This window comes from Vibrio sp. 811 (genome assembly GCF_033339195.1).
In genome coordinates this window covers 1-863 of record NZ_JAWOUB010000219.1, presented here as the reverse complement: position 1 = coordinate 863, position 863 = coordinate 1, and the positions used below count along the sequence as shown (strand labels likewise).

Genomic DNA, 863 nt, shown 5'->3' with positions numbered 1-863 from the left:
CGCGCCTTTACTGGCAAATCCATAACCTTGGCCATCAAGATGTTCGTTACCTTGACGGGGGCTTGAACGCTTGGATGGGCGCTGGCTACCCAACTGGCTCTGCAAACCAAAGCGTTGCAGCGGTTGAATACAACGCACCTAACACACGACAAGATAACAATGCCCTAGCAACGCTAGACATGGTTATCGCAGCGCAAAACAACCCTGATTGGGTGATCCTAGATACTCGCGGCAACGACGAGTTCAACGGGGAAGTTGCGGTTTCTGGCGCATACGGTCCGGGCACTATCCCAAGCAGTGTTCACATTAACTGGACCAAAGCGTTGAACGAAGACACAACGCTGAAATCAGCAGAAGAACTGCAAGCCCTTTATGGCGACATCATCAAAGGTAAGAAAGTTATCGCTTACTGCCAGTCTGGTGTTCGCTCTGCCCACACCACCATGATTCTTACTGAAGTACTAGGTGCAGAAGGCGTTTACAACTACGACGGCTCATGGATCGAGTACAGCCATGCTCACTACGAGCAGAAGAATCCTGAAGTGAACGTTATCAACGGCAAGAGCTAATCAACACGGAAACCGCAGTTAATGAACAATGTAATTTTTAGCCAAAAGCTATACGACACCGCGCAAATGATTGTCGATGGCTGTATGGGTGATGCCGATCCGGCATGTCAAACCGCATGTCCAATGCACACTGACGTAAAACAGTACGTTCGCATGGCTGGTGAAGGGAATTTCCAAGGCGCTTTGGATCTGATCCGCAGCAAATTGTTCCTTCCTCAAACTCTTGGTCGTATTTGTGCCCACCCTTGTGAAGCGTCTTGTCGTCGTAACACAGAGTTCGGTCAACCAATCAGA

Annotated in this window: 1 protein-coding gene and 1 pseudogene; both read left to right on the top strand. The window is 49.5% G+C overall.

All coding sequences use genetic code 11. The features are described from left to right. The coding region (locus R7Q46_RS25940) for a sulfurtransferase (protein ID WP_318078050.1) at positions 1–569 on the top strand (569 nt) is incomplete at its 5' end. A 21-nt stretch (positions 570–590) separates the two neighbouring features. Beyond that, positions 591–863: pseudogene (locus tag R7Q46_RS25935) on the top strand (oxidoreductase); the annotation flags it as partial.